Genomic DNA, 4,488 nt, shown 5'->3' with positions numbered 1-4,488 from the left:
GGCCTTGATGCCATAGCCGTAACAAATATGTACCGCTGTTTCACATTTCAGGCCTTCAATTGCTCGCTCAAGGGTCGCAACACCCCAGTCATTCACCTCATCAAAGAACACATTAAATGCAGGTTCATCAAACTGGATAATATCCACACCCGCAGCTTCCAGCTCTTTAGCTTCTTCATTAAGGATTTTGGCAAATTCCCACGCCAGTTTTTCACGGCTTTTATAATGGGCATCATACAGCGTATCAATCATGGTCATTGGACCTGGCAATGCCCATTTAATTGGTTGTGTGGTGTGCTGACGTAAAAACTTGGCATCTTCCACAAAAACTGGCTTTTGACGAGAAACAGCATCAAATACAGTCGGGACACTGGCATCATAACGATTGCGGATTCTGACCGTTTCTCGTTTTTCAAAATCAACGCCATGCAGATGTTCAATAAAGGTGGTGACAAAGTGCTGGCGGGTCTGCTCACCATCACTAACAATATCAATGCCTGCATGGAGTTGTTCCTGCAAGGATACCAGCAACGCATCACGTTTGCCTTGGATCAGGTCATCGCCCTCTAATTTCCAAGGCGACCAAAGTTTCTCAGGTTCTGCAATCCAAGATGGTTTCGGCAAGCTACCCGCAGTTGAAGTCGGTAATAATATTTTCGTCATGATCAATCATCTTTTCTATAAATTGGTGAATTTAAGCGGTTTCGGTTTTATCGGTGTAGCTCGCAGCCCATTGCTCAAGGATATTTTGGTTTGGCTTGATAAAATGCTCTTCAGTCCATTTGCCTTGTTCAATCGCCAATCGGCTACGTTCTTCACGGTCATAGACAATTTGCGTCAGTGAAAAATCCTGATAGTTCAAGCTTGGTTGATAGCTTTGTGCTGCTACCGAATTGGCATTGTAAATTTCAGGGCGATAAATCTTCTGAAAGGTTTCCATGGTGCTAATCGTGCCGATCAGTTCAAGATCGGTGTAGTCACTCAGCAAATCACCATGATGATAAAATGCCAAAGGTGCAACACTGTTTGGTGGCATGAAATAGCGAACCTGCAAGCCCATTTTTGCGAAATATTCATCAGTTAAGGAATAATCATCCTGCTGATATTCCACCCCCAGGATAGGATGCTGATTGGCAGTGCGATGATAAGTCTTGGTGGTTGACACACTCAGACAAATCACAGGTGGTTTACTGAAATTATCTTTATAAGATTTTGAATTTAAAAAAGACTTAAAGATTTTACCATGAAGCTCGCCATAGTTTTCTGGCAGGCTAAATTTGGCTTGATGCTTGTTATGTTCTGGCAATAAGACACTAAAGTCATAATCGCGCACATAAGAGGAAAAATTGTTGCCAACAATGCCTTCAATACGTTTATTGGTTTTATGATCAACAATATTGGTTTTCAATATTTCAATGGTTGGGAAAGTCTCACCATTACCTTCCACATCAATATCAACCGAGATGATGTCAAGCTCAACTGAATAACGGTCTGCTTTAGGATTATCCCAATGTGCCAAGGCATTGAAACGATTGTCAATCATTTTTAGCGTGTTGCGCAAGTTCTCCTCACGACGTTCACCTCTGGCTAAATTCGCAAAGTTGGTTGTGATACGTGTATTGTCTGAGGGACGGTAATTTTCATCGAAACGAATACGCTTAATCGAAAATGCAAACTCATTGCTCATTGTGATCCACCACTCTAAATTCTACGATAAAACTTGAATGATGTGATTTATACCGAAAGCATCACATGAACAAAAACGAGTTAATTTCATAGAAAAGTGAATTTAATTCATGTTCACCTATTCTATAGCTTTCAGCCTTGTAAAATGAAAATACTTCATCTTAAGCTGAAAAAATATCAGCTTATTGACCCTTTTTGACTGATCCAAATTGCTAAGATAGTCACTCTTCGCTTATCCTATGGATATTGGCAAAGCGATTTACACGACCAATGCGATTGAATCATTGAACAGCGTTATCCGCCATGCAACTAGGAAAAGAAAAATCTTCCCAACCGATGACTCCGTGAAAAAGGTAGTATATTTAGCAATTATGGCAGCAAGCAAAAAATGGACGATGCCCATGCAGAATTGGAAAACTGCCATGAATCGCTTTAGTATCATGTTTGAAGAGCATGTAACCAAGTATTTTTAAAATTGCATTTACACAGAATTATTTACACCCTCTAGCTTATATATTTATTTGGATATCTTTATGAAATGTCAATAGACCTTAATCTTTCTATTCTTTATTCACCACCTTATAAATCATTTTCCCCATTTCGTGTGCTTGCAAACCCCTCATACCATTTTCAGCCAGTAAATCCCCTGCTTGTGCATGCAAACTCACAATTTCATGCAATGCAACTTGCTCATGAAATTGTGCTTTTAAAGTGGCAATCATCCCTGCCAGCACATCACCCATGCCCCCTGTTCCCATCCCTGCATTACCCTGTGTACAGATAAATAATTCATCTTCTAAAATCAGGCTACCTGCACCTTTAAGCACCCATTGCCCTGCATATTTTTGTTGTAAATTATGAATCGCAACAATACGATCTTGTTCAACATCAGCAGGCTTGCAACCCAATAATGTCGCTGCTTCACCAGAATGTGGAGTTGCGTAAACATGAGGATTTAATTGTTGCGGATGTTTTGCCAAAAACCACAACCCATCTGCATCTAATACCACTTCTAAATGTGAATTTTGATTAAGTAAATTGAACCACTCTAGATAAACATGCTCTGCCCATTCATCTCGCCCTAAGCCCATCCCGAAACATACGGCATCAATTTGAGTTAATAGGTGTTGGATCGTTTTTTCATCTAAGGCATTAATATCTCGCACCATAATATTCGGTGAACGCGCCAGAATAGCTTGATGATGTTTGGCATGACAGACCACACTGACTTTCCCTGCTCCAGCATGAAACGCTGCTTCAGCAGACATAATCACCGCTCCGCCCATATCCGTATGACCACCAACGACAAGCACATGCCCATAACTTCCTTTATGTCCAAAAGCTTGCCGTTTCGGTAATACAATTTTTTCAGATGATAGATATGCAAGTGGTTTTAATTCTGTATCAATTGGGATCAAGCTAACTAAATGCAGCTTTCCCACATATTCCTTGCCTTGACCAGTAAACAACCCTGCCTTATAACCTAAGATTGTAAAGGTTTGATCTGCCTGAATTGCACAGGGTAAAGCCCGACCTGTATTGGCATGTAGTCCGCTCGGAATATCAATAGCAATCTTTAAACCAATCTGTGAGTTAAATAAATGGATGATCGATTGCCATTTTTGATCTAGCATTCGATTGAGACCAATGCCAAACAGAGCATCAATATGACAATCAAAAGTTGGTATTTCTTGGTGATTCGCATTTTCCGACAATAAATAATCGATACTTTGAATATCAACTCGATTTAACAGTGCATATTGTACGGCTTGTTTTAAATCTAAAGATTGACCGAGTTCAGCTGCATAAACCGTGATGTGAAATCCATGTTGCTTTAGAAAAGCAGCGATATAGTAACCGTCACCTGCGTTATTGCCTTGTCCGCACCAAATTGCGATCTTTTGAATTTTATTTTTATTAAATGGTTCAATTAACTGTTGTGAGATTGTCCAAGCTGCTTGTTGCATCAGTCCTAAAGATGAATTTTGCTGCGCAAACCAACGCTGCTCCCATGCTTGAATGCTTTGGCTATGGTAAACTGAACGTTGCATGTTATCCCCTAATTATTGGTTTATGGCTTCAACCACATCCTCTGGAAAATCACTTGATAAAATTGAGCTTCAGCAGCTTGATCCTCAAGAACTTAAAACATGGATAAAAACTCAAGCTTTAGACTTGGGCTTTTCTGATTGTGTCATTGCCAAACCTGATGCTCAAGATCAAATGCCACGTTTTAAAGAATATTTAAAACGTGGTTATCATGCAGATATGCACTATTTAGAGGAAAATCTAGAAAAACGTGCTGATCCAACATTGCTTGTACCTGGAACTAAAAGCATTATTTGTGTGCGCATGAACTATCTTGTGGCATCACCTAAGCCCCGTTATGTACCATTTGAACCAAATTCAGCCATTATTGCACGCTACGCGCGTGGACGTGACTATCATAAAGTCATGCGTGGTCGACTTAAAACCTTAGCCAGTCGTATTAAAGAAAAAGTGGGCGATTTCGAATCACGCCCGTTTGCGGACTCAGCACCTATTTTTGAAAAATCACTTGCTGAAAGTGCAGGTATGGGATGGACAGGAAAACATACCTTACTCATTCATAAAAAATCAGGTTCATTCTTCGTTTTGGGTGAGCTATTTACTTCGCTTGACCTCCCTTTTGATCAACCTGCAACAGCCCATTGTGGCTCATGTACTGCTTGCATCGACATTTGCCCAACACAAGCCATTGTTGAGCCTTATATGTTAGATGCAAGGAAATGTATTGCTTACTTAACTATTGAACATAAAGGA

Annotated in this window: 4 protein-coding genes and 1 pseudogene; 2 read left to right on the top strand and 3 right to left on the bottom strand. The window is 40.2% G+C overall.

All coding sequences use genetic code 11. The features are described 5' to 3' along the window. Together B4H32_RS11675 and B4H32_RS11670 are read right to left on the bottom strand one after the other, a co-directional pair. Positions 1-663, bottom strand: a 663-nt coding sequence (locus tag B4H32_RS11675; protein ID WP_286803201.1) for a methionine synthase, incomplete at its 3' end; no start/stop codon positions are given. A 31-nt stretch (positions 664-694) separates the two neighbouring features. After that, the gene (locus B4H32_RS11670; RefSeq protein WP_286803200.1) at positions 695-1,687 is read right to left on the bottom strand and encodes a DUF1852 domain-containing protein; all 993 of its coding nucleotides are present in this window, start codon (positions 1,685-1,687) and stop codon (positions 695-697) included. A 220-nt stretch (positions 1,688-1,907) separates the two neighbouring features. On the opposite strand from B4H32_RS11670, the pseudogene B4H32_RS11665 reads away from it, so the two are divergent. Then, positions 1,908-2,159 (top strand): annotated as a pseudogene (locus tag B4H32_RS11665) (transposase); the annotation flags it as partial. Positions 2,160-2,246: 87 nt separating this feature from the next. Here the strand turns inward: B4H32_RS11665 and B4H32_RS11660 are convergent. Further along, positions 2,247-3,737: a bifunctional ADP-dependent NAD(P)H-hydrate dehydratase/NAD(P)H-hydrate epimerase gene (locus tag B4H32_RS11660; protein WP_004769363.1), complete on the bottom strand. Its 1,491-nt coding sequence runs from the start codon at positions 3,735-3,737 to the stop codon at positions 2,247-2,249. Between the two features lie 22 nt (positions 3,738-3,759). On the opposite strand from B4H32_RS11660, the gene queG reads away from it, so the two are divergent. Then, a partial coding sequence (queG, locus tag B4H32_RS11655; protein WP_286803202.1) for a tRNA epoxyqueuosine(34) reductase QueG occupies positions 3,760-4,488 on the top strand: 729 nt, incomplete at its 3' end.

The organism is Acinetobacter sp. UBA2063 (assembly GCF_002333245.1).
GTDB lineage: Bacteria > Pseudomonadota > Gammaproteobacteria > Pseudomonadales > Moraxellaceae > Acinetobacter > Acinetobacter parvus.
Note: the sequence above shows the minus strand (reverse complement) of the source record. Positions and strands in the feature narration are given on the sequence as shown.